This is a genomic window from Massilia pinisoli (genome assembly GCF_024753285.1).
In the GTDB taxonomy this organism is placed as follows: domain Bacteria; phylum Pseudomonadota; class Gammaproteobacteria; order Burkholderiales; family Burkholderiaceae_D; genus Telluria; species Telluria pinisoli.
This window is the reverse complement of the sequence record NZ_JANUGW010000048.1, coordinates 1-3,061: the sequence shown is the minus strand read 5'-3', so window position 1 is coordinate 3,061 and position 3,061 is coordinate 1. Positions and strand designations below refer to the sequence as shown.

Genomic DNA, 3,061 nt, shown 5'->3' with positions numbered 1-3,061 from the left:
GTACAACGCTTGTCCGCGTGGCGACGCGACGGTCCCGTTACGCTGGATAAAGCCGATCAGGCCCCCGGCCCCAACCAGTTCGTAAACCTCGGCCCCGTCGATCCGGAAGAGCAGCTTTGCGCCGGCGAACTCGTCGTTATCGATGCACCCCACCATTCTGCCGCTCATATCCTTGACCGTGACCGGCCCTTGCTGTAATCGATCATCTACTGTCCTTCTCTCAGGCAGCCGGCCGTCGTCGGGCGCACGCGGTGCTTTTCCTTCTCGTGACTCGTCACATATTATCTAAACGATTTATTGCGTTTTTCGTCAATCTGGGATCGGCTCGTTCGGAAGCCACATCAAGGCGCCTGTCGATGCGGTGCCGGCAACAGTGGTCCAGATCTTTCCATTTTCATCCACGGCAACGCAACCAGGCTGCCAGTTCTCCGGGTTCCGCAGTTTGTTGACCCAGCTTTGCACTTCGCCGTCGAACAGCACCACAACCCCGCGTCGGCCGACATAGCCCCACTGTTGTCGCCAGCGCCGCGCTGCGGACACGTTGTCGGTCATCGTCGTCACAGTTTTTCCCGTCTCAAAGCCACGATCCATCTGCAGGCAAGGTTTGCGGCACGTCCCTATCGCCCATCTCGATGAGCGCACGTTTGATGATCGCGATGCACTCATCTTCAGGTGATTGCTTTGGTGATATCAATTTCCACGCCTCAAGCTGGGCTACTGCATCGGAGCCTAGTTCATATCGCAGCGCGGCGCCGAGTTCAATTTCTCGCCCACGAGACCATGATGTCGATCGCGCACCGTTGTTCATTTGCTTGAAGCGTTGGAACGCTCCGAAGTCAGCAAACACAGCATAAGGATCGCGAATCATGACCTTTTCCGATCTATTTGAGCTTGGATAGATTGGATGCGGAAAAGTCGCGGAGTACCATGTGGCAAGTTGTAAGTTCTTCCTCTCCGTTTTTCTTGCGCTTAGCGTTGAAGCTACGCTCCGATTTTACCAGAGCAGTTATGTGCTTTTCCGCCCGTGCTAGCTCAATAGCGAGGTTTTCTAGGCTATCTTGTGCGTGGCCAAGCTGAGTATATGCTCGGCGCGCCTTATCCTCGACTTCCACATACCGAGCACTATCAGCCTGATCGCTGTACTGATCTCGCAGTTGCTTTAAGCGCTTCGGAAATGATGTCAATTCCAATTGCAAAGTTTTGCCATCCATTTTTCCCTCGTTTGGCTTTTGACGTACCAGAGCACATATCGGTGCAAGGTTATTTTTCTTACTTCTAAGCTTGGTTATCTGGGCCCCTAACCAATATCTACTAATGCGAGCGCCACCAATGTCCTTATTTTCCCTTCGGTGGTGGCGGTGGTGGTGGTGGCTTTTGATAGGTAGGCCCCGGGTTTATATTTGCCTGATCACGCCGCCCGCTGGAGGGCATCGTTGGATGAGGTGGTGTTTGTGTTGGTTGTGGTTTCGATGCCATTAGTTTCCTCCGGATTTACAACAAATTCAACCCACTTTATATCTACAACATCAATCAGAATCTGCATGTCCTGTTGAGAAGTAGAGTTTTCATCCGTCGTATTATTTTCTGAACCGGGCTCATTTGCCAACCACGACGCATGAACTATCATAATATGGCCTTTGGTTGGATCCGATGGCCAAATGTGCGGCCATCCGTAAATGCGACGATCGTCTTTGAGATGGACAACAATCCAATATTTTTTTGTATCAAATGCCGTACACCATTCAGAAGGGTGGCTACTTCGGGTAGAGATCCCAAACTTCCGAAGATTTCTGTGTAGACGATCAGAATTTATTAAATAGGAGAATACCGTGCCCAATATAATCGCCGTCACAAGCGAAGCAAATAGATCGCTCTCGCTATCCCACAACCCCAATACTCGCCATCTACCAATTTTTATTGCAGCCAATCTCTCGGCGGACACTACAAAATGGACAAAGAGGGAATATATCAACGCCTGTACGACGCGTTCGAATTGAGAAGGCTTTTGATGAGAAGTCACTCCGAAACATATCCAGGCCACCAAAAAACCAGGCAAGAGATATTGCAAAAGGACAATTAGATCTTTAGAAACCTCAGGCATCTTTTAACCCACTTACACGTCGAACGTTTCCATTTCGACATCAAATGACCTTCGCGACAATCGCTCCGAGGCGTACCGGATTAGCGTCAATAAGACGCTTTGTGGCCGTCAACGTTTCATGACCTAGCAGCTCGTTGATGTGACGAAGGTCATAGCCGTTGTTCGCCAAGCGCACAGCGAAAGTGCGACGCCCTGACATTGCACTGGCGCCCTCGATGCCGGCCTGAAGGTGCAGCTTGCGAAAGTGCTGGCTAAGCGAATCGCACGAATAGCTTGGCGTGCCGCAGTTCGTACGCCTCTCGATCAGTTTGTACGGTGCACCGTCGCCGGTCAGGAAGAGAGGACCGTCCGGGTCCAGGCCGCGATAAGCGGTAGCCGTAGGAGTGCTGCCTTGCCGATGGGCAGCACGGTAGGTCACGTAGGCGTCGATCGCATTCGTCACTTTGGCATTGGACCAATAAACCGGCCGCTCCTTACCGTTGTATGCGATACGAGCGTCTACGCATGACTTTACGCGGATTGATCCGTCTCGGTTCAGGTATGCGCGAACTGGCAACCTGGCGATTTCTGTCAGCATCATGCCAGTGCCATACACGGTCGTAAGTAAGGCCACGTTGCGCAAGGGAGATTCGCCAGAGATAGCGGCGACTTTGAACAGGTGTCGTAGTCTGCCTTCTTCGATGTAGGGCGCCTTTGCCATTCGTTTTACGTCCCTTATATGTTCCGTTCAGAGGCAGATTTTGAAAAGAGTACGCCAAAACGATCCTGTTGACAAGCTAGCAAGCGAGGTCCTCGGAAAAGTCCACAATCGAGGCCGCTGACTTATCTGAGCTAATCCCACGTTAAAGCGCCACCGGTCTGGTACTCGGTCACGCGCGTCTCGAAGAAGTTGCGTTCCTTCTTCAGGTCGATCATCTCGCTCATCCACGGGAACGGGTTTTCCTCGTTCGGGAATAGCGG

General features: G+C 52.0%; 6 protein-coding genes and 1 pseudogene. 1 reads left to right on the top strand and 6 read right to left on the bottom strand.

The window, feature by feature from the left end:
• Nucleotides 1–198 (top strand): hypothetical protein (locus NX784_RS28665; RefSeq protein ID WP_258820076.1); only part of this gene is annotated, 198 nt, incomplete at its 5' end.
• Between the two features lie 111 nt (nucleotides 199–309).
• Here NX784_RS28665 and NX784_RS28660 read toward each other — a convergent pair.
• The 6 genes and pseudogenes from NX784_RS28660 to NX784_RS28635 form a co-directional block, all read right to left on the bottom strand.
• Nucleotides 310–552 carry a hypothetical protein gene (locus NX784_RS28660; RefSeq protein ID WP_258820077.1) on the bottom strand — a complete coding sequence of 81 codons (243 nt, stop codon included), beginning with the start codon at nucleotides 550–552 and terminating at the stop codon, nucleotides 310–312.
• A gap of 22 nt (nucleotides 553–574) precedes the next feature.
• Entirely contained in the window at nucleotides 575–868 is a 294-nt protein-coding gene (locus NX784_RS28655) for a hypothetical protein (protein WP_258820075.1), read from the bottom strand.
• Nucleotides 869–881: 13 nt separating this feature from the next.
• Nucleotides 882–1,211: a hypothetical protein gene (locus NX784_RS28650; protein WP_258820074.1), complete on the bottom strand. Its 330-nt coding sequence runs from the start codon at nucleotides 1,209–1,211 to the stop codon at nucleotides 882–884.
• A 197-nt stretch (nucleotides 1,212–1,408) separates the two neighbouring features.
• A complete protein-coding gene (locus tag NX784_RS28645) occupies nucleotides 1,409–2,101 on the bottom strand; it encodes a DUF6338 family protein (protein ID WP_258820073.1) in 693 nt (230 codons plus the stop codon).
• Nucleotides 2,102–2,141: 40 nt separating this feature from the next.
• Nucleotides 2,142–2,801, bottom strand: a complete 660-nt coding sequence (locus tag NX784_RS28640; RefSeq protein WP_258820072.1) for a tyrosine-type recombinase/integrase — start codon at nucleotides 2,799–2,801, stop codon at nucleotides 2,142–2,144.
• Between the two features lie 131 nt (nucleotides 2,802–2,932).
• A pseudogene (locus tag NX784_RS28635) lies at nucleotides 2,933–3,061 on the bottom strand (ribonucleotide-diphosphate reductase subunit beta); the annotation flags it as partial.